The sequence below is a fragment of the Cellulosimicrobium sp. MI9406 genome (assembly GCF_040595865.1).
In the GTDB taxonomy this organism is placed as follows: Bacteria; Actinomycetota; Actinomycetes; order Actinomycetales; family Cellulomonadaceae; genus Cellulosimicrobium; species Cellulosimicrobium funkei.
On the sequence record NZ_JALIZI010000004.1, the window covers coordinates 188,834 to 213,738 of the forward strand.

The 24,905-nt window shown below is 73.7% G+C and carries 15 protein-coding genes and 1 riboswitch; of the genes, 10 read left to right on the forward strand and 5 right to left on the reverse strand.

Translation table 11 applies throughout. The features are described from left to right. Positions 1-52: 52 nt before the first annotated feature. The gene (locus MT994_RS09055) at positions 53-1,447 is read right to left on the reverse strand and encodes an FAD-dependent oxidoreductase (protein WP_354805958.1); all 1,395 of its coding nucleotides are present in this window, start codon (positions 1,445-1,447) and stop codon (positions 53-55) included. A 54-nt stretch (positions 1,448-1,501) separates the two neighbouring features. On the opposite strand from MT994_RS09055, the gene MT994_RS09060 reads away from it, so the two are divergent. Then, positions 1,502-1,933: a DUF3017 domain-containing protein gene (locus MT994_RS09060; protein ID WP_061266885.1), complete on the forward strand. Its 432-nt coding sequence runs from the start codon at positions 1,502-1,504 to the stop codon at positions 1,931-1,933. Positions 1,934-2,090: 157 nt separating this feature from the next. Here MT994_RS09060 and MT994_RS09065 read toward each other — a convergent pair whose 3' ends face one another. Beyond that, positions 2,091-3,161, reverse strand: a complete 1,071-nt coding sequence (locus MT994_RS09065) for an aquaporin (RefSeq protein ID WP_354805959.1) — start codon at positions 3,159-3,161, stop codon at positions 2,091-2,093. A 373-nt stretch (positions 3,162-3,534) separates the two neighbouring features. Between MT994_RS09065 and MT994_RS09070 the strand changes: the two genes are divergently transcribed. The 5 genes from MT994_RS09070 to MT994_RS09090 all read left to right on the forward strand — a co-directional run bounded on the left by MT994_RS09070 (position 3,535) and on the right by MT994_RS09090 (position 16,772). Beyond that, positions 3,535-4,752: an NADP-dependent isocitrate dehydrogenase gene (locus MT994_RS09070; protein WP_251177648.1), complete on the forward strand. Its 1,218-nt coding sequence runs from the start codon at positions 3,535-3,537 to the stop codon at positions 4,750-4,752. Positions 4,753-4,903: 151 nt separating this feature from the next. Then, positions 4,904-5,890, forward strand: coding sequence for a malate dehydrogenase (locus tag MT994_RS09075; protein WP_076405127.1), 987 nt, complete (start codon positions 4,904-4,906; stop codon positions 5,888-5,890). Between the two features lie 174 nt (positions 5,891-6,064). Next, on the forward strand, positions 6,065-9,682 hold the full coding sequence (locus MT994_RS09080) for an ABC transporter ATP-binding protein (protein ID WP_354805962.1): 3,618 nt from the start codon (positions 6,065-6,067) through the stop codon (positions 9,680-9,682). 278 nt (positions 9,683-9,960) lie between these two features. After that, the gene (gene pulA, locus MT994_RS09085; RefSeq protein WP_354805963.1) at positions 9,961-16,152 is read left to right on the forward strand and encodes a pullulanase-type alpha-1,6-glucosidase; all 6,192 of its coding nucleotides are present in this window, start codon (positions 9,961-9,963) and stop codon (positions 16,150-16,152) included. Between the two features lie 137 nt (positions 16,153-16,289). Next, positions 16,290-16,772: a GNAT family N-acetyltransferase gene (locus MT994_RS09090; RefSeq protein ID WP_354805965.1), complete on the forward strand. Its 483-nt coding sequence runs from the start codon at positions 16,290-16,292 to the stop codon at positions 16,770-16,772. Between the two features lie 30 nt (positions 16,773-16,802). Here the strand turns inward: MT994_RS09090 and purU are convergent, their stop codons facing one another. Beyond that, positions 16,803-17,717, reverse strand: a complete 915-nt coding sequence (purU, locus tag MT994_RS09095) for a formyltetrahydrofolate deformylase (protein WP_076405130.1) — start codon at positions 17,715-17,717, stop codon at positions 16,803-16,805. A 120-nt stretch (positions 17,718-17,837) separates the two neighbouring features. Here purU and MT994_RS09100 point away from each other — a divergent pair, with 120 nt between their 5' ends. Then, positions 17,838-18,344, forward strand: coding sequence for a GNAT family N-acetyltransferase (locus MT994_RS09100; RefSeq protein ID WP_021481782.1), 507 nt, complete (start codon positions 17,838-17,840; stop codon positions 18,342-18,344). A gap of 17 nt (positions 18,345-18,361) precedes the next feature. Here MT994_RS09100 and MT994_RS09105 read toward each other — a convergent pair whose 3' ends face one another. Both MT994_RS09105 and MT994_RS09110 read right to left on the reverse strand, forming a co-directional pair. Further along, the gene (locus MT994_RS09105; protein ID WP_194522219.1) at positions 18,362-19,159 is read right to left on the reverse strand and encodes an ATP-binding cassette domain-containing protein; all 798 of its coding nucleotides are present in this window, start codon (positions 19,157-19,159) and stop codon (positions 18,362-18,364) included. Further along, positions 19,156-20,370 carry an ROK family transcriptional regulator gene (locus MT994_RS09110; protein ID WP_251177644.1) on the reverse strand — a complete coding sequence of 405 codons (1,215 nt, stop codon included), beginning with the start codon at positions 20,368-20,370 and terminating at the stop codon, positions 19,156-19,158. The genes MT994_RS09105 and MT994_RS09110 overlap by 4 nt, the downstream gene beginning before the upstream one ends. A gap of 252 nt (positions 20,371-20,622) precedes the next feature. Between MT994_RS09110 and chvE the strand changes: the two genes are divergently transcribed. The 3 genes from chvE (at position 20,623) to mmsB (ending at position 24,610) form a co-directional block, all read left to right on the forward strand. After that, positions 20,623-21,747, forward strand: coding sequence for a multiple monosaccharide ABC transporter substrate-binding protein (chvE, locus tag MT994_RS09115; protein ID WP_021482826.1), 1,125 nt, complete (start codon positions 20,623-20,625; stop codon positions 21,745-21,747). A gap of 128 nt (positions 21,748-21,875) precedes the next feature. Then, entirely contained in the window at positions 21,876-23,441 is a 1,566-nt protein-coding gene (gene mmsA / locus MT994_RS09120) for a multiple monosaccharide ABC transporter ATP-binding protein (protein ID WP_021482571.1), read from the forward strand. Continuing rightward, entirely contained in the window at positions 23,438-24,610 is a 1,173-nt protein-coding gene (gene mmsB / locus MT994_RS09125; RefSeq protein WP_021482570.1) for a multiple monosaccharide ABC transporter permease, read from the forward strand. The genes mmsA and mmsB overlap by 4 nt, the downstream gene beginning before the upstream one ends. Positions 24,611-24,710: 100 nt before the next feature. Further along, positions 24,711-24,843, forward strand: a riboswitch (ZMP/ZTP riboswitch). Positions 24,844-24,905: the final 62 nt, after the last annotated feature.

The following is a 24,905-nucleotide window of genomic DNA, read 5'->3' on the forward strand; positions in this document are numbered from 1 at the left end:
ACCGGCGGGCCGTCGCGCTCGCGGTCGCGGGCGAGGGGGCGAGGCGAGGGCGTCAGGCGAGGGCGTCGCGCAGGCGCCGGGCCGGGTCGAGCCCGACGTCGAGGTCGACGCGCAGGCGGCCCGTCCGGTTCATCGCCTTGCGCACGGGGCCGACGTCGCGCGGCGAGTCGACCAGGAGCACGGCCCGGACGTCGGTGCCCCGGGCGGTCGGGTCGTCGGCGGCGGGGCCGCCGGGCTCGGAGCGTGCCGCGGGCGCGAGGTAGAACGCGGCCCAGCCCTCGTGGCCGGTGGCGCCGCCCGCGGGGTCGCCGCGCAGCACGACCTCGTCGCCCTCGGCGGGCACGCCGAACAGCGCGAGGTCGTGCCCGAGCTGCTGGGAGAACACGTACGGCGCGTGCGCGGCCCGGTCGCCGCCGTCGCCGAGCAGCGCCGCGACGGTCGCGTCCGGGTCGTGGAGCGCCGCCGACCAGTGCCCGCCCGGGACAGGACCGAGCACGGGGTGGTCGCGGTTCGCGCAGTCGCCGACCGCCCAGAGGCCGGGCAGCCCCGGCACGGCGCCGTCCGCGTCCACGGTGACGCCGCCGCGCGCGTCGCGGGGCACGACGCCGTCGAGCCAGTCGGTGGCGGGGCGGGCGCCCACGGCGGCGAGCACGACGTCGGCCGGCAGCTCGCGGCCGTCGGCGAGCCGGACGCCGTCGGGCCGGACCTCCGCGACGGTGGCGCCGGTGACGAGCTCGGCACCCGCGGCCGCGTACCAGGGCGCGAGGTGCACCCCGACGTCCGGGCCGAGCTGGCGGTGCAGCGGCGCACCCGCGGCCTCGACGACGGTGACGTGCGCACCGGCGCCCGCCGCGACGCCGGCGAGCTCCGCGCCGATCCACCCGGCCCCGACGAGGACGAGGCGCAGGCCCGGCCGGAGCGCGGCGCGCAGGGCGTCGGCGTCGGCCGCGGTGTGGAGCACGCGCGCGTGCTCCCAGCCGCGCGGCCGCACGGGCACGGAGCCGACCGCGAGCACGACGGCGTCGGCGACGAGGCGGTCGCCCGACCGCGTCTCGACGGACCAGCCGGAAGCGTCGGCGGTCCCGACCCGCTCGAGGCGCACGGCCGGGTCGGCGAGGCGGACGTCGTCGGCGAGCGCGTCGACGTCCACCCCGAGGTCGTCGGCGAGCCACGCGGGGGAGGGCCGGCTGAGGAGCTCCTTCGACAGGGGCGGGCGGTCGTACGGCGGCACGCCCTCCGCGCCGAGCAGCGTGACGCGCCCGGTGTAGCCGCGGCGGCGGAGCGCGGCGAGGGTCTGGGCGCCCGCGAGCCCGGCGCCGACGACGACCACGGACGACGGCGGCCCGCCGTCGTGCCGGGTGGTCGCCGGGCCGGCCGCAGGGCCGGTCGCGGGATCGGTCGAGGTGGCGGGGGGAGCGGACGGGACCGGCGGCACGACGGACGGCATGCACGTCACGCTAGGGCACGACGGTAGGCTTCCGGGCGTGGAAGGTGCAGCAGCGTGAGCGACGTCACCGCGGACGGGGGGACGCGGCACCGGCCACGCGCGACGCTCGTGCCGGTGTGGCACCACGTCGACGACGAGACCGGCGACGGGACGGCTCCCGAGGGCGCCCCGGTGCCCGACGACGCGACCCCGCCCCCGGTGCCCGAGCCGCCCGCGAGCCTCGCGCCGTCCCGCCAGCCCGCGATGTGGCTGGTCCTCGCGGGCGTCGCCGTCGCCACGGTCGTGGCCGTCCTCGCCGGTGCGCGGGCGGGCTGCTTCGCGCTCTCCGGGCTGCTCGCCGTCGCGGGCGTGTGCCGCGCGGCGATCCCGGGCCCCGGCCCGGTCGGCATCACCGTCCGGTCGCGCGGGCTCGACGTCTTCTTCTTCCTCGCGCCCGCAGCGGTCATGGCGTTCCTCGCGCTGAGCCTGGACCAGGGCGAGCTCTGACGTCCCCGCGCGGAGCGCGGCCGACGTGCGGCCCGCGCGACGTGCGAACCCGCGCGACGAGCGACCCGCACGAGGTGCGGCCTGCACGAGGTGCGGCCTGCACGACGACGGGCCCGGACCGCGTGCGCGGTCCGGGCCCGTCGGGCGTGCGAGAGGGTCAGGCCCGCGGGGCCGTGCCCTCGCCGGGGGCCGGGGCGTCGGGGTCGTCGGTCTCGACCTCCGTCTCGACGACCTCCTCGACCGCGACCACGTCACCGTTCTCGTCCGTGACGACGACGGCCTCCTCGACGACGGTGCCCGCACCGGCGCCGACGACGGCCGCGCCCGCACCGGCGGCGGAGCCACCGGCGACCTCGGCCTCGGTCAGCGTGACGACGTGGTCCTCGCCGAGCAGGTCGTCCTGCTTCGGGGCGAACGCGAACGCCCGGTAGAAGAGGCCCGCGATCGCGGCGCCGAGGAGCGGCGCGACCCAGAAGACCCACTGCTGCTTCCACAGGTCCCCGTCGCCCGCGAAGACGGCCGACGCCATGGAGCGGGCCGGGTTGAGCGAGGCGTTCGTGACGGGCACCGCGACGAGGATCAGGGCGGTGAGGGTGAGGCCGATGACGACCGGCGCGTACTGCACGGTCGCGCGCTTGTCGGTCACGCCGAGGATCACGCCGACGAACACCGCGGTCGCGATGGTCTCGATGAGCAGCGCGGCGAGCAGCCCGAACTCGGTGCCGCCCTGCGACGCCGTGGAGAGGGACGAGAAGTCGCCGTAGCCGTTCGCGGTCGAGACGAACAGGCCGCCGCGGTCCTCCTGCCCGACGAGCGCGGGCAGCGAGCTCGGGACGGTGGCGAGCAGGACGAGGCCCGCGAGGAGCGCGCCGACGAGCTGCGCGACCCAGTAGGGCAGCACGTCGCGCCACGCGGTGCGGCCGCCGATGGCGGCGCCGAGCGTCACCGCCGGGTTGAAGTGGCCGCCGGAGACGTTGCCGACGGCGGCGGCGCCGGCGAGCAGCGCGAGGCCGCCCGCGAGAGCGACCGCGAGGGCGTTCTGCTGGCTGACGAACGTGTACAGCGCCACACCGATGATCGCGAGGACGAGGAAGAACGTGCCGAAGACCTCGGCGCCGAGGCGCGCGAGGAGGCTGGGCTGGACGACAGCGACGGCCTCGGTCTGCGCGGGGCGCGCGTCGTCGACGTAGCCCTCCGGTGCGCCGGGAGCGGTGGTGTCCTGGGACATGATGATCCTGTCTGGTTCGGTGGGAACTTCGGGCAGTCCCGGCCCGGTGTGCCGCGGTGCGGCACCGGCGGGCCGTCGGGACGACGGCACGATGCCTGACCGAGTGCCCGGCCATTCCGGCATCTGGGGGCATCTTGCCACCACCACCCGGGAGATGCGTGGAAATCTGCGGTGCTGCACCTGAGAACGGACGCCGGGTCTCACGATCCGAACGGTCCGCCGGGCGTCGCCAAAGTATCTTGACGTCGAGAAGTCGAGTACCCTGGACCGCGGTCAGCAACGCCCTCGTGTGCGACGGACCGGGCCCACGGGCCGCACGGTCGCCGTCCGACACCCGGGGGCTCCAGTCCCCGACAGTTGGAGCGATCTGCGCATGGGCAAGATCAAGGTCGTCAACCCGGTCGTCGAGCTCGACGGCGACGAGATGACGCGCATCATCTGGCAGTTCATCAAGGACCGCCTCATCCACCCGTACCTCGACGTGGACCTCAAGTACTACGACCTGTCGATCCAGAACCGCGACGCGACCGACGACCAGGTCACGATCGACGCCGCGCACGCGATCAAGCAGTACAACGTCGGCGTCAAGTGCGCGACGATCACGCCCGACGAGGCGCGCGTCGAGGAGTTCGGCCTGAAGAAGATGTGGGTCTCGCCGAACGGCACGATCCGCAACATCCTCGGTGGCGTCGTCTTCCGCGAGCCGATCATCATCTCCAACATCCCGCGCCTCGTGCCGGGCTGGAACAAGCCGATCATCATCGGCCGTCACGCCCACGGCGACCAGTACAAGTCGACGAACTTCAAGGTCCCCGGCCCGGGCAAGATCACGATGACCTTCGAGCCGGCCGACGGCTCCGAGGCGCAGAAGTTCGAGGTCGTGACCATGCCCGAGGAGGGCGGCGTCGCGATGGGCATGTACAACTTCAACGAGTCGATCCGCGACTTCGCGCGCGCCTCGTTCGCGTACGGCCTCCAGCGCGAGTACCCCGTGTACCTCTCGACGAAGAACACGATCCTCAAGGCCTACGACGGCGCCTTCAAGGACATCTTCCAGGAGGTGTTCGACGCCGAGTTCGCCGAGGCGTTCGCGGCCAAGGGCCTCACCTACGAGCACCGCCTCATCGACGACATGGTCGCCTCGGCCATGAAGTGGGAGGGCGGCTACGTCTGGGCCTGCAAGAACTACGACGGCGACGTCCAGTCCGACACCGTCGCGCAGGGCTTCGGCTCGCTCGGCCTCATGACGTCGGTCCTCATGACCCCGGACGGCCGGACCGTCGAGGCCGAGGCCGCGCACGGCACGGTGACGCGCCACTACCGCCAGCACCAGCAGGGCAAGCCGACGTCGACGAACCCGATCGCGTCGATCTTCGCCTGGACGCGTGGCCTCATGCACCGCGGCAAGCTCGACGGCACGCCGGAGGTCACCGAGTTCGCGCAGACGCTCGAGGACGTCGTCATCAAGACGGTCGAGTCCGGCAAGATGACGAAGGACCTCGCGCTCCTCATCGGCCCGGACCAGGAGTGGCTGACGACGGAGGAGTTCCTCGCCGCGCTCGACGAGAACCTCAAGGCGCGCCTGGGCTGACCCGGCCCGCACCGCACGCCCGACGGCGGCGTCCCCTGCGCAGGGGGCGCCGCCGTCGTCGTGCCCGGGTGTGCTCGGGGAGCGAGAGTCGGCGCCGGCGGGCGCGCCGCCCCGCGCGTCCGGGCGCGTCGCGTTGTGGGAGAGTGAGCGCATGACTTCCCCCGTGAACGTGACGGTGACCGGCGCGGCCGGTCAGATCGGTTACGCGCTGCTGTTCCGCATCGCGTCGGGCCAGATGCTCGGCCCCGACACCCCCGTGCGCCTGCGCCTCCTCGAGATCCCGCAGGGCGTGAAGGCCGCCGAGGGCACGGCCATGGAGCTGGACGACTGCGCGTTCCCGCTGCTCGCCGGCATCGACATCTTCGACGACCCGACGCCCGCGTTCGAGGGCACGAACGTCGCGCTCCTCGTGGGCGCCCGCCCGCGCGGCCCGGGCATGGAGCGCGGCGACCTGCTCGAGGCGAACGGCGGCATCTTCAAGCCGCAGGGCCAGGCGATCAACGCGGGTGCGGCGGACGACGTCCGCGTCCTCGTCGTCGGCAACCCCGCGAACACGAACGCGCTCATCGCGGCGTCGAACGCGCCCGACGTCCCGAAGGACCGGTTCACCGCGATGACGCGCCTGGACCACAACCGCGCGCTCACGCAGGTCGCGAAGCGTGCGGGCGTCCCGGTGTCCGAGGTGCGCAAGGTGACCATCTGGGGCAACCACTCGGCCACGCAGTACCCCGACCTCTTCCACGCGGACGTCGCGGGCACGCCGGGCGCGCGGCTCGCCGAGGACCGCGAGTGGCTGGAGAGCACGTTCATCCCGACGGTCGCGAAGCGCGGCGCGGCGATCATCGACGCGCGCGGCGCCTCGTCGGCGGCGTCGGCGGCGAACGCGGCGATCGACCACGTGCACGACTGGGTCCTCGGCACGCCCGAGGGCGACTGGACGAGCGCGGGCGTCGTGTCGGACGGGTCGTACGGCGTCCCGACCGGCCTCATCTCGTCGTTCCCGGTGGTCTCGCGCGGCGGGTCGTGGGAGATCGTCCAGGGCCTGGAGCTCTCGGAGTTCTCGCGCGGGCGCGTCGACGCGTCGGTCGCGGAGCTCCAGGAGGAGCGTCAGGCCGTCGAGGAGCTCGGCCTGGTCTGAGCCGTACCGCCGCGGCCCGGGTCCTTCGGGACCCGGGCCGCGCTGCGTCCGGGGCCGACCCGAGCCGACGCTGGCCGGCCCGGGTCGTCCCCGCGCCGACCGGGCCGGGCAGGGGCTGCGGGCGGCGAAAATCCCTGCGTCGGCGGGGGTGGGTCGCCGTAGGGTCGTGGGGCCATGATCGACGCCTCCCTGCCGACCGAGCAGCCCACGAACCCCCCGTCCGACCCGCACGCCGCGCCGTCGGCCGGCGCCCCGCGCTCGCCCGACCCGGCCCGGCGCCTGGACTGGCGCCGCCTGCGCGGGCCGCAGGCCGTCCTTGCGCTGCTCGCGCTCACCGTGGGCGCGGTCGGCGCCGCGCTGGGCACCGTCATCGCCGGGTGGCTCGCCGAGGACCCGACGACGGCGACGCTCCAGCTCCTCGCCGCGTGCGTCGTCGGAGCGGCGCTGCTCGACACCGTCGGCCAGGTCGTGTGGGCGGGCGTCGTCGACCGCGCCGAGGGCCGCCTGCGCGGCGACCTCCTCACCGCGGCGCTGCACCAGCCGCTCGCCACGCTCACGGAGCAGGCGGTCGGCGAGGTGCTCGACCGCGTCGACGACGACACGCACGCCGTCGGCACGCTCGTGCGCCGTCAGCTCTGGGGCGCGGGCCGCACCGTCGTCGGCGTGCTGCCGATGTGGGTCGTCGCCGGCCTCACCTGGTGGCCGGCGTGGGTCCTCTTCCCGGTGCTGGGGGCGGTCGCGTGGTTCATCGTGCGCCCGATGCTGGGCGAGATCGCGCGCCGCAAGGTCATCGAGGAGATGGCGTGGACGGACCACGCCGCGGCGTTCGAGGAGTCCGTCGCCGCGCGGGACGACCTGCGCACGAGCCTCGGGCAGTCGTTCGCGATCCGGCGCCTCGCCGAGCGCTCTGCCCGGGTGCACCGGAAGTTCGAGGCCGTGCTCGTCGTCGAGGCGCGCATGCTCCGCCGTGCCGGCCTCGTGCTCGCCTCGCTGCTCGCGGGCGTGGCCGTGGCGGGCGCCGCGCTCGCCGCGGACGGCGACCTGGGCGTCGACCGGCTCGTCACCCTGTTCCTCGTGACCGCGCTCTTCGTCGGGCAGGTGGACAACCTGGTCCACCACCTCCCGGACATCCAGGAGGGCCTGGGTGCGCTCACGCGCATCCGGCAGATGCTCGCCGTCGAGCCCGAGCCGACGGGCGGGCGCACGCTGCCCGCCGGGCCGGTCGGGATCGAGGTGCGCGACCTGCACTTCTCCTACGCCGAGGGCACGTTCGCGCTCGACGGGGTGGACCTGCACGTGCCCGCGGGGGAGACGGTCGCGCTCGTCGGGCGCACCGGCTCGGGCAAGTCGACCCTCGCGTCGCTGCTCTCGCGCGCGGTCGAGCCGCCGCGCGGTGCCGTGCTCGTCGGCGGCGTGGACGTGCGCGACCTCGACCTCCAGGCGCTGCGCGCGGCGGTCGGCGTCGTCACGCAGCGCACCGAGATCCTCGCGGGCACGCTCGCGGAGAACGTCGCGATGTTCGCGGACGTCCCGCGCTCCGACGTCGAGGCCGCCGTGCGCGAGCTGCGGCTCGACGACTGGGTCGCGGGCCTGCCCGACGGCCTGGACACCCTGCTCGGTCCCGGCGGGACGTCGCTCTCGGCGGGGGAGGAGCAGCTCGTCGCGTTCGCGCGCCTGCTGGTCCGCGACGTGCAGGTCGTCGTGCTCGACGAGGCGACGGCGCGCATGGACCCGCTCACGGAGGCGCGCGTCGTCGCCGCGTCGGAGCGGCTGCTCGCGGGGCGCACGGGCGTGCTCGTGGCGCACCGGCTCACGACGATCGAGCGGGCCGGGCTGCTGGCCGTCCTCGACCACGGCCGGGTCGTGCAGCAGGGCGAGCGCGCCGCGCTCGCCCACGCCCCCGGTCCCTACCGCGACCTGCTCGTCGCGAGCGTCGCGCAGGACGGCGGACCGCGCGGCGACGACGTCGACGACCTCGCGCCCGGCGACCCGGCGCCCGCGGCCGCGCAGGACCATGCGGGCGCCGAGGGCGAGACGCCCGCGGCCCGCGCCTCCGACGCGGTCGGCGGACGCCGACGGCGCGGCGAGCCGCCGGTCCTCGACGACCCGGGCGACGGGCCGAGCCTCGCGCGCGGCGTCGCGCACGCCCTGTTCGTCCGCCCGGCATGGGGCGTGGTGGGCGCGGTCCTGTTCCTCGTCACGAGCCTCGTCTCGGCCCAGGGCGCCGTCACCGGCTTCCTCTGGGGCCAGGCGGTCCAGGACCTCGGCTCCGGCTTCCCGGCGCGTCAGCTCGTGCCGCTCGCCGTGCTGCTCGTGGTCGCGCCGCTGTGCCTCGCGTGGGCGCTGTACGTCTACCCGCGCTGGTGGGTCGAGGTGCTGCTGCGCGTGCGCATGGCGGTCATGGCGGGCCAGACCCGCCAGCACCGGCTCACGGCCACGCCGCCCGGCGAGGTCGTCGCCCGCGCCATGGACGCCGACCGGTTCGTCCGGTACGCCGACCGCTGGGTCGACTTCGTCAACGGCCTCGTCATCGCGGGCGTCACCGCGCTGCTCAGCCGGTCGTGGCTCGCCGGCGCGGTGCTCCTCGCCGTCATGGTGGTGTCCGCGGCGGCGTCGGCGCTCGGGCGGCCGATCGCCGGGCGGTCGGCGACCCGCTCGTCGGCCGCGCGCGCCCGGTTCGGCCGCGCGCTCGTCTCGGCGCTCGACTCCGCGCGGACGGTGAAGCTCGCCGCCCGCACGCCGCAGGTGCACGCGCACCTGCGCGAGGTGGACGCCGGGCGCGTGCGCGCCGCCGTCTTCGAGCACCGCGTGCAGGCCGCGCTCGACGGCGTCCCGCTCGTCATGATCCAGCTCGGCGTCGTCGCGGCGTGGGCCGGGCTGCTCACCGGGACGTGGGACCTCGCGACGGCGCTCCTCGTCGCCAACGCCGTGACCGGCTTCGGCTGGTTCGGCGTCGTCGCGGGCGCCGTCGTGACCGAGGCGCCCGGCACGCGCTCGTGGCAGCGCGCGACGAGCCGGTTCGCCGCCGGGACGGACCTCATGGACCTGCCGCCCGGCGTCGACCTGCTCACGGGCGCCGCCCCCACGCCCGACCCGGGCCCCCGGCGGCCGCTCGAGCGGATCGACCTGGACGGCGTGACCGCGCTGCACGACGACGGCACGATCGGCGTCCAGGACGTCGACCTGTCCGTCGGCCGCGGCGAGCTCGTGCTGCTGCTCGGGCAGGTCGGCGCGGGCAAGTCGAGCCTGCTCTCGGCGCTCGCGGGCCTCATGGAGCACACGGGCCGCATCCGCTGGAACGGCACGGACGTCGTCGACGCCCAGACGTTCCTGCGGCCGGGCCAGGTCGCGCACGTCGCGCAGGTGCCGCGCGTGCTGTCGGGGACGTTCGCGGACAACGTGCGGCTCGGCCACGAGCGCGACGTCCACGGGCCCGTCGCGGCCGCGCGGCTCGAGCGGGACGTCGTCGAGGCGGGCGGGCACGAGGCGCTCGTCGGGCACCGTGGCGTCCGGCTCTCGGGCGGCCAGGTCCAGCGGCTCGCCCTGGCCCGGGCGCTCGCGACCGACGCCGAGCTGCTGCTGGCCGACGACGTCTCCAGCGCGCTCGACGCGGCGACGGAGATCGAGCTGTGGGAGTCGCTGCGCGAGCGGGGGACCACGGTCGTGGGCGCGACGTCCAAGCGCGCGGCGCTCGCCCGGGCGGACCGCGTGGTCGTGCTCGACGAGGGCCGGGTCGCCGCCGTCGGGCCGTGGTCCGAGCTCGCCCCGCGCTGGGGCCATCTCGCGGGCTGACCACCGCGACCTCCCGGACCCGGGGCCGCCCCCGTCAGGACCTCCTGAGCGGGGCGACCCCGGGTTCGTCGTGCCCGGGCAACGGCGTTGCACGGCGCGGGCGCGTCGTTTGCCGAACCTTGCTGCAACTTTCTGCAACCAGTACAGTTCGGCTCAGCCGTACGCTGAGAAAGCCGCGGTCGACGTCGCCCGCTGCTGGTCCCGTCGTCCGCGTCCTTGCCGGCACCTGCCTGCTCACGCCTGCGGTCCCGCACCAGCCACCGGACGAGGGAGTCCTCATGACCTCCACGCCGCGACGTCGCCGCGTCCCGCGCACACCGTCGCCCCACCCATCCGACACCACGCCCCGCCGCACGCGCGGGGCCCGCACGACGGCGTCGGTCACCGCCGTCGCGCTCGCCACCTCGGGCCTGGCGGGCGTCACGCTCGCCGCGTTCGCCGCCCCCGCCGCGGGGGCCGACGAGCGCACGCTCGCCCTCGTGGGCGACCTCCAGTCCGAGCTCGGCTGCCCCGCCGACTGGGACCCCGCGTGCGCGGCGACCGAGCTCGCGCCCACCGACGCCGCCGGCATCTGGTCCGCCGACTTCGAGGTGCCCGCGGGCACCTACGAGTACAAGGTCGCCTACGACGACGCGTGGGACGAGGCGTACGGGCGCGAGGGCGGCCAGGACAACGCGCCCCTCGTGCTCGGCGGCGACGCGACCGTGCGCGTCACGTTCGACGAGTCGACCCACCGCATCGCGCTCACGCCGCTCGGGCTCGCGGGCGGCTACGACGAGGCGCAGGACGCCGACCTCGTGGTGCCCCCCGTGCGCCAGCCCGGGTCGGACGAACGCTTCTACTTCGTCATGACCGACCGGTTCGCGAACGGCGACCCGTCGAACGACACGGCGGGGCTCGGCGACGACCCGCTCGTCTCCGGGTTCGACCCGACGAACAAGGGCTTCTACCAGGGCGGCGACATCGCGGGCCTGCGGCAGAACCTCGACTACGTCGAGGGCCTCGGCACGACGGCGATCTGGCTCACGCCGTCGTTCAAGAACCAGCCGGTCCAGGGCACGGGCGCCGACGCGTCGGCGGGCTACCACGGCTACTGGATCACCGACTTCACGCAGATCGACCCGCACCTCGGCACCAACGCCGAGCTCGAGGCGCTCATCGACGAGGCGCACGACCGCGGCATCAAGGTCTACTTCGACATCATCACGAACCACACGGCCGACGTGATCGACTACGAGGAGAAGCAGTACTCGTACGTCGACCAGGCCACGTCGCCGTACCGCGACGCCGAGGGCACCGTGTTCGACCCGGCGGACCACGCGGGCACCGGCGACTTCCCGGCGCTGGACGCCGCGACGTCGTTCCCGTACACGCCGGTCGTCCCCGCGGGCAAGGAGGACCTCAAGGTCCCGGCCTGGCTCAACGACCCGACGCTGTACCACAACCGCGGCAACTCGACGTGGACCGGGGAGTCCGTGACGTACGGGGACTTCGACGGCCTCGACGACCTCATGACCGAGCACCCGACGGTCGTCGACGGGTTCGTCGACGTCTACCAGGACTGGATCGACCTCGGCATCGACGGCTTCCGCATCGACACCGTCAAGCACGTGAACTTCGAGTTCTGGGAGACGTGGACCACCGAGGTCCTCGACTACGCGCACGCGCAGGGCAAGGACGACTTCTTCATGTTCGGCGAGGTGTACGACGCCGACGCGGCGAAGCTCTCGCCCTACGTGCGCAAGACGGACATGAGCTCGACGCTGGACTTCACGTTCCAGTCCGCCGCGACGAGCTTCGCGAGCGGGAACAGCGCCAAGGGCCTCGCGTCGCTCTTCGCGAGCGACGACATGTACACGACGCCGACGACGAACGCGCAGGCGCTGCCGACGTTCCTCGGCAACCACGACATGGGCCGCGTCGGGTACATGCTCGCGAGCACCGACGACCCGCTCGCGCGCGACGAGCTCGCGCACGACCTCATGTACCTGACCCGCGGGCAGCCGGTCGTGTACTACGGCGACGAGCAGGGCTTCGCGGGGAAGGGCGGCGACAAGGACGCGCGCCAGACCCTGTTCGCGACCCAGGTCGACGAGTACGCCGACCAGCCGCTCGTCACCGGCGAGCAGGCGGGCAGCGTCGACCGCTTCGGTACCGACGCGCCGCTCTACGCGCACATCGCCGAGCTCGCCGCGCTGCGCGAGGCGCACCCGGCGCTGGCCGACGGCGCCCAGGTGGAGCGCTACGTCGAGAACGGCGCGGGCGTGTACGCGTTCAGCCGCGTCGACCGAGAGGAGAAGGTCGAGCACCTGGTCGCACTGAACAACGCGGCGCAGGAGCGGACGGCGACGTTCACGACCCTCACGCCCGGCGCCTCGTACGAGGTGCTCTACGGCGAGCAGGCCGCCCCCGTCACCGCCGACGCCGACGGCGTCGTCACGCTGACCGTCCCGGCGACGGGCACGGTCGTGCTGCGGGCCGACCGCGAGGTCGGCGCGGACTCGTCGGGCGACATCGCCCTCACCGTGCCGCAGGCCGGGGGAGCGGTCACGGGCGTCGCGCCGGTGACCGCCACCGTCGACCCGGACGCGTGGGCCGAGACGTCGTTCGCGTGGCGCGAGGTCGGGAGCGCCGAGTGGCACCCGCTCGGCACCGCGGAGGACACGGCGCCGCGCGTCTTCCACGACGTCGCGGGCCTCGCCGACGGCACGCTCGTCGAGTACCGCGCGGTGACGACCGACGCCGACGGCGACCGTGCCGCCGCGTCCACGTTCGCGAGCGTCGGGGTCGACGTCAGCGGGATCGTGGGCGAGGAGCCCGAGCCCGAGATCGACCTCGTGACCGTGCCCGGCAGCCACAACGCGGCCATGGGCTGCGCGGGCGACTGGGCCCCGGGCTGCGAGGCCGCGAAGCTCACGAAGCGCGCGGACGGCGTCTACGCGGGCACGTTCGACGTCCCCGCCGGGACGTACGAGTACAAGGTCGCGATCAACGGGTCGTGGACCGTGAACTACGGCGTCGGCGGTGTGCAGGACGGCACCAACGCGACGTACACGACGGCCGGCGGACCGGTGACGTTCTACTGGGACCCGGTGAGCAAGGACTTCTCGAGCACCGCGCAGGGGCCGATCGTCACGCTCGCGGGCTCGTTCCAGGACCAGGTCGGCTGCCCCGGCTCGTGGGCCCCCGACTGCCTGGCGTCCTGGCTCAAGGACCCGGACGGCGACGGCGTCTACACCTGGTCGACCGACCGCCTCGCGGCCGGCGCGTACGAGGGCAAGGTCGCGCACGGCCTGAGCTGGGCCGAGAACTACGGCGTCGGCGGCGCGCGCGACGGGGCGAACTACCAGTTCTCCGTCGGCGACGGCGAGCTGGTCACGTTCTCCTACGACCTCGCGTCCCACGTCCTGACGATCGACGTCGCGAACCCGCCGCTCCCCGGCACCGGCCAGCAGGCCGCGCACTGGGTGCGCGAGGGCGTCGTCGCCTGGCCGGGCGACCTCGGCACGGGCGACGAGTGGACCCTGTGGTCCGCCCCGCAGGGCGGGCTCTCGGTCACCCCGGGCGGCGCCGACGGCGAGGTGCAGGCCCCGGAGGGCACGGCGTCGTACACGCTCCAGGTCGACCCGTCGGGCCTGCCCGACGACGTCGCGGCCGAGTTCCCCGCGCTCGCCGGGCACACCGCGCTGCGCGTGCTCGACGACGGCGAGCCGCTCGACCGCGCGGAGGTCGAGGCGGCGCTCACGGGCCAGCTGCTCGTCACCCGGGCCGACGACGGCGCGCTCACGGCCGCGACCGGGGTCCAGGTGCCGGGCGTCGTCGACGACCTGTTCGCCGAGGACGCCGCCGAGCGCGAGCTCGGCGTCTCGTGGCACGCCAACGGCAAGTGGGCGTCGTTCGCGCTGTGGGCGCCGACGGCGAAGGCCGTCTCGGTGCTCGCGTGGCCCGCGGGGGCGTCGCTCGACGACGACCCGCGCCGGTTCGAGGCAGCCCGCCAGGCCGACGGCACGTGGACCCTCGACGGCAAGGCGGCCGACAAGAAGCTCGGCGGCGCGGCCGTCGGCTGGAAGGGCGCGCGCTACCTCTACGAGGTGCAGGTCTACGTCCCGAGCACGGGGAAGGTCGAGACGAACGTCGTCACCGACCCGTACTCGGTGGGCCTGACGCTCGACTCCACGCACTCGGTGGCCGTCGACCTCGACGACCCCGCGTTCCGCCCGAGCGCCTGGGAGGGCACGCCCGCCCCGGTCGTCGAGCGGTCGGTCGACCAGACGATCTACGAGCTCCACGTCCGGGACTTCTCGATCGCCGACGAGACGGTCCCGGCGGAGCGGCGCGGCACGTACCTCGCGTTCGCGGAGAAGGACTCGGCCGGCATGACGCACCTGCGCGAGCTCGCGGACGCGGGCGTCACCACGGTGCACCTGCTCCCGACGTTCGACATCGCGTCCATCCCCGAGGACCGCGCGGCCCAGGCCACGACCGGCGACCTCACCGGGTTCGCGCCCGACTCGCCCGAGCAGCAGGCCGCCGTCGCGGCGGTGCAGGCGCAGGACGGCTTCAACTGGGGCTACGACCCGTGGCACTTCAGCACGCCGGAGGGGTCGTACGCGGTCGACGCGGACGGCGGCGCGCGCGTGGCCGAGTTCCGCACCATGGTCGGCTCGCTCCACGGTGCCGGGCTGCAGGTCGTGCTCGACCAGGTGTTCAACCACACCGCCGCGAGCGGGCAGGACGCGAAGTCCGTCCTCGACAAGGTCGTGCCGGGCTACTACCACCGGCAGAACCCGACCACCGGTTCCGTCGAGACGAGCACGTGCTGCCAGAACGTCGCGACCGAGCATGCGATGGCGGGCAAGCTCATGGTCGACTCGGTCGTCACGTGGGCGAAGGACTACCGCGTCGACGGGTTCCGCTTCGACCTCATGGGCCACCACTCGAAGCAGAACATGCTCGACGTCCGGGCCGCGCTCGACGAGCTCACGCTCGCCGAGGACGGTGTCGACGGGAAGTCCGTCTACCTGTACGGCGAGGGCTGGGACTTCGGCGAGGTCGCGGGCAACGCGCTGTTCGAGCAGGCCACGCAGGGCCAGCTCGGCGGCACGGGCATCGGGACCTTCTCCGACCGGCTGCGCGACGCGGTGCACGGCGGCTCGCCCGTCGACGGCGCCACGACGTTCACGCAGGGCTTCGGCACGGGCCTGGCGACCGACCCGAACGGGCAGCCCGCCCGGGCGGGGGAGCCGGGGACCGTGAACGACGGGTCCGCGGACGAGCTCGCCGACCTCGGCCACCAGACCGACCTCGTGCGTCTCGGCCTCGCGGGCAACCTGCGCGACTACACGCTCGTCACGTCGACGGGCGAGGAGAAGCGCGGCGACGAGATCGACTACCGCGGGGCGCCGGCCGGCTACGCCGACTCGCCCGAGGAGGTCGTGACCTACGTCGACGCGCACGACAACGAGACGCTGTTCGACCTGCTCGCGCTCAAGCTCCCGGCCGACACGCCGATGGACGAGCGCGTGCGCATGAACACGGTCTCGCTCGCGACCGCGGCGCTCTCCCAGACGCCGTCGTTCTGGCACGCGGGCACCGACCTGTTGCGGTCGAAGTCGCTCGACCGCAACAGCTACGACTCGGGCGACTGGTTCAACGCGATCGACTGGACCGGTCAGGACAACGGGTTCGGCAAGGGCCTGCCGATGGCGGCCGACAACGAGGACAAGTGGCCGCTCATGGCCCCGCTCCTCGCGGACCCGGCGCTGAAGCCGTCGCCCGACGACATCGCCACCGCGTCGGCGCAGGCGCAGGACCTCCTGCGGCTGCGGCACTCGACCGAGCTGTTCCGGCTCGGCGACCCGGAGCTCATCCGGGAGAAGGTCACCTTCCCGGGTGCGGGGCCGGACCAGGTTCCGGGCGTCGTCGCGATGGCGGTGGACGACACCGTCGGCACCGACGTCGACCCCGCGCTCGACGGTCTGCTCGCCGTCTTCAACGCCTCCCCGGACGAGGTCACCGTCCCGCTGTCCGCGCTCGCGGGCCGCGAGTACGTGCTCTCGCCCGTGCAGCAGGAGGGGAGCGACGACGTCGTGCGCAGCACCGCGTGGGACGCGGCCACCGGCACGGTGACCGTCCCCGGGCGGTCCGTCGCCGTCCTGGTGCAGCCGCAGGCCGGGGCGGAGCTGCCCGTGTCCGTCGACGTGCAGACGCGCTGCCTCGCGGGCAAGGCGTACGTCGCGGTCCGGGCGACGAACGACGGCGCCGTGCCGGTCGACGTCCGGCTCGCCACGCCGTTCGGCGAGAAGCGGGTCGCGGACGTCGCGCCCGGCAAGAACGCCTACCAGTCGTTCGCGACCCGCCAGAAGGCGGTCGCGGCCGGCGAGGCCACGGTGACCGCCACCGCGGTGGTCGACGGCGAGGAGGTCACCTCGACCTTCACCGTCGAGCACGAGGCGGTCACCTGCTCCTGAGCCGAACGCCGAGGTAGAGCCCTGGTCCTCACCAGGGCTCTACCTCGGCGGACCGTGGCTCTCCCTCGGGAGACCTCGGCTCTCCCTCGGGAGCTCCCTGTGCTCTGTTCGCGGGGCGGGTGCTACGGTCGCGAGCCGTGACCACCTCGCCCCGGCCCGCCGTCCGCCCGACGGCGGGTCTCGCCTTCCGCGCGGCCGTCGCCGCCGACCTGCCCCGCGTGGTCGGGCTCATCGCCGACGACGCGATCGCCCGCGACCGCACCGGCGACGTCGGCCCGGAGCACGAGGCGGCGTTCGCCGCGATCGACGCGGACCCGAACAACGCCCTGGTCGTCGTGGAGCGTGACGGCGAGGTCGTGGGCACCATGCAGCTCACCGTGGTCCCGGGCATCTCCCGCCGCGGAGCCTCCCGGCTGCTGGTGGAGGCGGTCCGCGTGGACCGCCGGCTGCGGGGCCAGGGCGTCGGCCGGGCCATGATGGCGTGGGCCCACGCGTGGGGGCGGGACCATGGCTGCGCCCTCGCGCAGCTCACGTCCGACAAGCGGCGCGACGACGCCCACCGCTTCTACCGGTCGCTCGGCTACGAGCAGTCCCACGAGGGATTCAAGCTGCCGCTCTGACGGCGGCCGCGCGCGGCCGCCGCCCGGGCGTCAGCGGAAGACGACCGTACGGTGCCCGTCGAGCAGCACCCGGTGCTCGGCGTGCCACCGCACGGCGCGCGCGAGCGTCTGGCGCTCGACGTCCTCGCCGATCGCGACCAGGTCCTCGACGCGGCGGGAGTGGTCCACGCGCTCGACGTCCTGCTCGATGATCGGGCCCTCGTCGAGGTCGCCGGTCACGTAGTGCGACGTCGCGCCGATGAGCTTGACGCCGCGGTCGTGCGCCTGGGCGTAGGGCCGCGCGCCCTTGAAGCTCGGCAGGAACGAGTGGTGGATGTTGATGATGCGGCCGGGCATCTCGCGGCACAGGTCGTCGGAGAGGATCTGCATGTAGCGCGCGAGGACGACGAGCTCCACGTCGAGCTCGTCGACGAGCGCGCGCAGCCGGGCCTCCGCCTCGGCCTTGGTGTCGCGGGTCACGGGCACGTGGTGGAACGGCTTGCCGTAGAAGGTCGCGATGTCCTCGAGGTCCCGGTGGTTGCCGACGACGCCGACGACGTCGATCGGCATGCCCTGCGAGCGCTCGCGGTAGAGCAGGTCGACGAGGCAGTGCGGCGCCTTCGAGACCATGAGCAGGGTGCGCACCCGGCGCCCCACGACGTCGAGCTGCCACGTCATCGCGAAGCGCGCCGCGACCTCGCCGACGGCGTGCTCGATCGCGTCGCGCGACGCGGCCGCCGTGACCTGGACGCGCATGAAGAACAGGCCCGAGAGCGGGTCGCCGAACTGCTGCGACTCGGTGATGTTGCCGCCGAGGCGCGCGAGGGCCCCCGCGACCGCGTGCACGATCCCCGGACCGTCGGGGCACGAGAGCGTGAGGACCCAGTGCGTGGGGTCGTCGGTCGGGGGCTGCGCAGCGGGGGCGTCGGTCGCGCGGGGCGCGACGCCCGGGTCAGTCGTGGACACCCCTCAGAGGGTAGTCGCGCACCCCGGCGGGTGCGGCCGTCGTCCCGCCCGCGGACGGGGGCGCCCGACATCACCCGGGACGCCGCGGTACCGCGCGCGGATGTCTGACACCATGAGCCCATGAGCGACGCGCAGATCACGACCCGCCTCGTCACCGACGCCGAGGCAGGTGAGCTCCTGACCCTGCGCCGGGCGGCGTTCGTCACCGAGGCGCAGCTGTACCAGGACCCGAACATCCCCCCGCTGACCCAGACCCTCCACGAGCTGCGCGAGGACCTCGCGCGCGAGGACGTCGTGACGATCGGCGCCTGGCTCGGCCCGCGCCTCGTCGGCTCCGTCCGCGTCGAGATCGAGGAGACCAAGGCGACCCTCGGACGGCTCGCCGTGGCGCCCGACATGCAGGGACGCGGCATCGGCACGCAGATGCTCTTCGAGGTGCTGCCGTACCTGCCGGAGCAGACCACCGAGATCTGGGTCTTCACGGGCAAGGACTCCAAGCAGAACCTCGCCATGTACACGAAGCACGGCTACGAGGAGCAGTACGACAAGGCGGCCGGCGACCTCACCTACACCTACCTGCGCCGCATCCTCGGCGCCGCCGAGGTGGGCGACGAGCCCCGCGCCTGACGGGCGTCGCGGGGCCCTCAGCCCCGCGGGCCGAAGGGTCCGGCGCTCACCCGGTCGCGCGAGCCGCCGACGCCGGTCGTCGCCCCGGTGATCGCGGCGATGATCTCCTCGTAGCTCGCGCCGGGACCGGAGAAGCTGCCGTTGTTGCGTCCGTGGCGCAGCACCTCGACGCGGTCGGCGACGGCGCGCACGTCGGTCATGTTGTGGCTGATGAGGATGACCGCGTGCCCCATGTCGCGCAGCCGCTGGATGTGCGTGAGGACCTCCGCGGACTGCGCGACAGAGAGCGCCGCGGTCGGCTCGTCGAGCACGACGATCCGGGGCTCGCCGAGCAGCGTGCGCGCGATCGCGACGCTCTGGCGCTGCCCGCCGGAGAGCGTCGAGACCGGCACCCGCACCGACGGCACGCGGGCGTTGAGGTCGGCGAGCACGCGGCGCGCGGTCTCCTCCATGGTGACCTCGTCGAGCCCGCGACCGCGGCGCAGCTCGCGCCCCAGGTAGAGGTTCGACACGACGTCGAGGTTGTCGCACAGCGCGAGGTCCTGGAAGACGGTGGCGATCCCGAGGGCGTGCGCGGCCACGGGGCTCGGGATGGTGACGGGCACGCCGTCGGACTCGATCATGCCGGCGTCAGGGGTGAGCACGCCCGCGACGATCTTCGCGAGCGTCGACTTCCCGGCGCCGTTGTCGCCGACGAGCGCCACGACCTCGTGGCGGTGGATCTCGAGCTCGACGCCGCTGAGCGCCTGGACGGCGCCGAAGGACTTGTCGATGCCGTGCAGCGCGAGCGCCGGCGGGGCGGGGGTGGAGGTCACGACGGGTCACCTTCGGTGGAGGGGGAGGGCGCGACCGCGAGGCCGTCGTTGGCCAGGTCGGTCGCGGCGAGCGCGAGGGCGAGCGCGCCGAGGATCTCGGCGCGGGCGCCCAGGTCGGAGGCGAGGACCTCGACCGGGGCGATGGTGTTGGGCACGAGGTGGCGGCGCATCGACTCGCGCAGCGGGTCGAGGAGCACGTCACCGGTCGCGGCGAGCTCGCCGCCCACGACGACGGCCCGGGGGTTGAGCGCGGTCGCGAGGGCGGCGACCACGGCGCCGATGCGGTCTCCCGCGTCGGCGACGACGCGCCGGCAGCCGGGGTCGCCGTCGAGCGCCTCCTGGACGAGGTCGTTCAGGGTGAGCTCCCCGTGGCTCGTGCGGACGAGCGCGAGCAGGGCGTCGGAGCCGACGACGGTCTCCAGGCACCCCCGGTTGCCGCACCGGCAGATGGGCCCGGACGGGTCCACCTGGACGTGGCCGATCTCGCCCGCGGTGCCGGCGTAGCCGCGGTGGAGCCGGCCCCCGAGGACGATGCCGGCGCCCGTGCCGTACGACGCGCGCACGAAGATCGAGTCGCGGTATCCCCGGGTCGCGCCGAGCTGGTGCTCGGCGAGCGCCGCGAGGTTGGCGTCGTTGTCGACCAGCACGGGCCGGGCCAGGCGCTTGGCGAGCACCTGGCCTACGTGGACGTCGTCCCACCCGCGCAGGACGCCGCGCACCGAGATCATCCCGGTGTCCTCGTCGACGGGGGCGGGCAGGGCGACGCCGACGGTCAGCAGCTCGTCCATGGAGGCCCCGACGCGCTCGAGCAGCTCGACGACGAGCAGCGCGGCACGGTCCAGGCCCGTGTCGAGGCGGTGGTCGACGGGCAGCGGCATGTGCTGCTCGGCGAGGATCTCGCGGTTCGGGTCCCCGAGTGCCACGGTGAGGCGACGCCGCCCGAACTGGACGGCGGCCACCACGCCGAGCCGCCGGGCCAGCGTGACCATCTGCGCGCGGCGCCCGGAGCGAGACGTGGGGCGTGTGTCGACGACCCCGGCGCCCGTGAGCTCCTTGACGATCGTCGACACGGTCGCCGTCGAGAGCCCCGTCGCCTCCGCGAGCTCGACCTGGGTCAGCCCTCCGTAGCGACGGATCGCGTCGACGATCCGGAGTCGGTTCGCTTCTCGGAGGGAGGTCTGCGATCCGGGGGTGGACCGGTCGCTGTTCACAGGCCGCAGATTACACGCTCGGCCCGTTCTCGGACGGGTCGGAACGCGGCTCACCCGATGAGTTAGAGCCTCGAACACAATTCGGTAAAGGTGGCCACCTAGCGCTTGACTGTCGAACTCAACCCTGACTACGTTCCCTGCCGTGCCCGTGGAAGCGGTCCCGTCCGACGTCGGACGCCCGCACGAGAGCCACGGCCCGTCGTGCCGCCCGGGAACGGGGGGCACGGCCTTCGACGACGAGAGGGAACGACGATGACGTCCTTGCGCAGAAGGGTCGCCGCGCTCGCGGGGACCGCACTCCTGGCCGGTTCGCTCGCCGCGTGCAGCGCGGAGCGGGCGAGCGAGTCGGGTGACGGCGAGACGACCGCCGACGCGGGGGAGACCCTCGTCGGCATCGCGATGCCGACCCGCAGCCTCGAGCGCTGGAACAACGACGGCGAGCACCTCGAGGGCCTGCTCCAGGAGGCCGGTTTCGAGACGACGCTGCAGTACGCCGACAACAAGGTCGACCAGCAGATCACGCAGCTCCAGAACATGATCAACCAGGGCGCCGACGTGCTCGTCATCGCCTCGATCGACGGCACCGCGCTCGGCCCGGTGCTCGACCAGGCGGCCGAGAACGACGTCCCGGTCATCGCGTACGACCGCCTCATCAACGGCTCCGAGCACGTCGACTACTACGCGACGTTCGACAACGAGCTCGTCGGGACGCTCCAGGGCCAGTTCATCGTCGACCAGCTGGGCCTCGAGGGCGGCGCCGGGCCGTTCAACCTCGAGCCGTTCTCCGGCTCGCCCGACGACAACAACGCGAAGTTCTTCTTCAAGGGCGCGTGGGACGTGCTGAGCCCCTACGTCGAGTCGGGCCAGCTCGTCGTCCCGTCCGGCAAGGCGCCCGCGACGGCCGACGACTGGGCGTCGATCGGCATCCAGGGCTGGGAGTCCGCGAAGGCGCAGTCGGAGATGGAGAACCGGCTCAACTCGTTCTACACGGACAAGAAGGTCGACGTCGTCCTGTCGCCGAACGACTCGCTCGCGCTCGGCGTCGAGCAGGCGCTCGAGGGCGCGGCCTACACGCCGGAGGACTGGCCGATCGTCACGGGGCAGGACGCCGACGAGGCGAACGTGAAGAACATGCTCGCGGGCAAGCAGTCCATGACGGTGTGGAAGGACACGCGCACGCTCGGCGACCAGGTCGCCACGATGGTCCAGCAGATCGTCGAGGGCGGCGAGGTCGAGGTCAACGACACCGAGACGTACGACAACGGCGCCAAGGTCGTGCCCTCGTACCTGCTCCCGCCGGAGGTCGTCACGGCCGACACGGTCGAGGACCGGCTCGTCGGGTCGGGCTTCTACACCGCCGAGCAGCTCGGTCTGTGACCGGGGCGGGGCTGCCGCGCGCCGCCCCGCCCGCCCGCCCGGCCCCACGGCCATCCGTGGGGCCGGGCGGGACCACCCGAACGCCGGGCGGCGTCGTCGACCCGCCCGTGGACCAGACAGGAGCTGGGATGGTTCTCGAGAACGTGCTCGAGACGGGGAACATCCTCGAGATGCACGCCATCAGCAAGGAGTTCCCCGGGGTCAAGGCGCTGCAGGACGTGACGCTCGAGGTGCGTCGCGGCGAGGTGCACGCGATCTGCGGGGAGAACGGGGCCGGCAAGTCGACCCTGATGAAGATCCTGTCCGGGGTGTACCCGCACGGCTCGTACACGGGCGACGTCCTCCTGGACGGCCGGCCCTGCGAGTTCCGGGGGATCCGCGACAGCGAGGCGCGCGGCGTCGTCATCATCCACCAGGAGCTCGCGCTCGTCCCGTTCCTCTCGATCGCCGAGAACATCTTCCTCGGCAACGAGAAGGCGAGCGGCGGCGTCGTCGACTGGAACCGGACGGCCGCGGAGGCGGCCCTCCTGCTCGAGCGGGTGGGGCTCGCCGAGAGCCCCGCGACGCTCGCGGCGGACATCGGGGTCGGCAAGCAGCAGCTCGTCGAGATCGCCAAGGCGCTGTCCAAGCGCGTCGACCTGCTCATCCTCGACGAGCCGACGGCAGCGCTCAACGACGAGGACAGCGCGCACCTGCTCGGCCTCATCGACCAGTTCCGCGAGGCCGGCATCACCTCGATCATCATCTCCCACAAGCTCAACGAGATCGCCGCGATCGCGGACCGCGTGACGATCCTGCGCGACGGGCGCACGATCGAGACGCTCGACCTGCACGGCGACGAGCCCGTGAGCGAGGACCGGATCATCCGCGGGATGGTCGGGCGCGCGCTCGAGAGCCGGTTCCCGGCGCGCGAGCCGTCGGTCGGGGCCGAGGTCCTGCGGATCGAGGACTGGACGGCGCACCACCCCGTCGACACCGAGCGCGTCGTCGTCGACCACGCGAACCTCACGGTGCACGCGGGCGAGATCGTCGGGCTCGCCGGCCTCATGGGCGCGGGCCGCACCGAGCTCGCCATGAGCGTGTTCGGGCACGCGTACGGCACGCGCATCTCGGGGACCGTCTACAAGGACGGCGTCCCCGTGCGCACCCGCACGGTCGCCGAGGCGATCTCGCACGGGCTCGCGTACGCGACCGAGGACCGCAAGCGCTACGGCCTCAACCTCATCCAGACGATCCGCGAGAACATCTCCGCGTCCGCGCTCGGCAAGGTCGCGCGCTGGGGCGTCGTGCAGCGCGAGGAGGAGGTCACGGTCGCGGAGCGCTACCGCCGCGACTTCGGGATCAAGTCGCCCACGGTGGAGTCGCTCGTGGGCAAGCTCTCCGGCGGGAACCAGCAGAAGGTCGTGCTCGGCAAGTGGGTCTTCTCCGACCCCGACGTCCTCATCCTCGACGAGCCGACGCGCGGGATCGACGTCGGCGCCAAGTACGAGATCTACTCGATCGTCAACGCGCTCGCCGACGCGGGCAAGGCCGTCCTCGTGATCTCGTCCGAGCTGCCCGAGCTCCTCGGGATCTGCGACCGCATCTACGCGATGAGCCAGGGGCGGATCACGGGCGAGGTCGCCCGCGCCGAGGCGACGCAGGAGACCCTCATGCACTACATGACCATGGACAAGGGAGTCACCGTCCGATGAACGCCGTCAGGGAGTACCTCGGCCGCAACGTCCGCCAGTACGGCATCGTCGCGGCTCTGCTCGTCATCGTCCTGCTCTTCCAGGTGCTCACCGACGGGCGCCTGCTCTACCCCAACAACGTCGCGAGCCTCGTGCAGCAGAACGCCTACGTCATGGTGCTCGCGATCGGCATGGTCATGGTGATCGTGGCCGGGCACATCGACCTGTCCGTCGGGTCCGTCGTGGCCTTCGTCGGCGGGCTGTGCGCCATCATGATGACGCAGTGGGAGCTGCCCTGGCTCGTCGCCGTGCTGCTCTCGCTCGTCGTGGGGGCGCTCGTCGGCGTCTGGCAGGGCTTCTGGGTCGCCTACGTCGGCATCCCCGCGTTCATCGTGACGCTCGCCGGGATGCTCGTCTTCCGCGGGCTCGCGATCGTCCTCGTCGGCACGACCGTCGCGGGGCTGCCCGGCGGCTTCAAGGCGATCAGCAACGGTTCCCTGCCCAACTGGTTCGGGTTCGTCGGCGACCTCGACGTCGTCACGCTGTGCGTCGGGGCGATCGGCATCGTCGCGTTCGCCGTCGCGCAGTGGCGCTCGCGGACCGCGCTGCGCAAGCACGGGCTCTCCGTCGAGCCGATGTCGGCCTACGTCGTCAAGGTCGTCGTCGCGGCCCTGCTCATCGGGGTCGTCACGTACTGGCTCGCGCTGAGCGCGGGCGGCACGCCGATCGTGCTCCTCATCGTCGGCGCGCTGATCATCGCGTACTCGTTCGTCCTCAACCGCAGCGTGTTCGGCCGCCACGTCTACGCGATCGGCGGCAACCGGCACGCCGCCGTCCTGTCGGGGGTCAGCGCCAAGCGCGTCGACTTCGGCATCTTCGTCAACATGGGCGTGCTCGCCGCGGTCGCCGCGGTCATCACGACGTCGCGCGCCGGGGCCGGCGTCGCGGGCGCTGGCGTCAACTACGAGCTCGACGCGATCGCCGCGTGCTTCATCGGCGGGACCGCGGTCACGGGCGGCGTCGGTCGCATCTCGGGCGCCATGATCGGTGCGCTCATCATGGGCGTGCTCAACATGGGCCTGTCGATCATGGCCGTCGACGCCGCGTGGCAGCAGGCGATCAAGGGCCTGGTCCTGCTCGCCGCCGTCGCGTTCGACATCGTCAGCAAGCGCCGCGCGGCGCTGCGCTGACCGCCCGCGCGGGCGGCGCGCCGTCGGGCACCTCCGCACGGGGGTGCCCGACGGCGCGCGTCCCGGAGGGCTCCCGCGGCCCGGGGGCGTGGGTTAGGATCGATCGCGTCGCGACTGGCGCAACCCGCCCCGACGCCTCGTGCCCCGCACGAGCCGTGGGCCGGGGGATGGTGGATCACCACCGGGGAGCGGCACGCTGTGCAGACGACGGGTCGTTCGCCTGGGCCCCGGGTCACCCCCTGGTGGGGCGTACCCGGCGAGCCGGGAACGTGACCACCGACGACGACTGCCAGAC

What these genes read in the sequence shown, in the direction of transcription:
- MT994_RS09055 (WP_354805958.1), bottom strand. Translation starts at nt 1,447, where the DNA reads ATGCCGTCCGTCGTGCCGCCGGTCCCGTCCGCTCCCCCCGCCACCTCG.
- MT994_RS09065 (WP_354805959.1), bottom strand. Translation starts at nt 3,161, where the DNA reads ATGTCCCAGGACACCACCGCTCCCGGCGCACCGGAGGGCTACGTCGAC.
- MT994_RS09070 (WP_251177648.1), top strand. Translation starts at nt 3,535, where the DNA reads ATGGGCAAGATCAAGGTCGTCAACCCGGTCGTCGAGCTCGACGGCGAC.
- MT994_RS09075 (WP_076405127.1), top strand. Translation starts at nt 4,904, where the DNA reads ATGACTTCCCCCGTGAACGTGACGGTGACCGGCGCGGCCGGTCAGATC.
- MT994_RS09080 (WP_354805962.1), top strand. Translation starts at nt 6,065, where the DNA reads ATGATCGACGCCTCCCTGCCGACCGAGCAGCCCACGAACCCCCCGTCC.
- pulA (WP_354805963.1), top strand. Translation starts at nt 9,961, where the DNA reads ATGACCTCCACGCCGCGACGTCGCCGCGTCCCGCGCACACCGTCGCCC.
- MT994_RS09100 (WP_021481782.1), top strand. Translation starts at nt 17,838, where the DNA reads ATGAGCGACGCGCAGATCACGACCCGCCTCGTCACCGACGCCGAGGCA.
- chvE (WP_021482826.1), top strand. Translation starts at nt 20,623, where the DNA reads ATGACGTCCTTGCGCAGAAGGGTCGCCGCGCTCGCGGGGACCGCACTC.
- mmsA (WP_021482571.1), top strand. Translation starts at nt 21,876, where the DNA reads ATGGTTCTCGAGAACGTGCTCGAGACGGGGAACATCCTCGAGATGCAC.
- mmsB (WP_021482570.1), top strand. Translation starts at nt 23,438, where the DNA reads ATGAACGCCGTCAGGGAGTACCTCGGCCGCAACGTCCGCCAGTACGGC.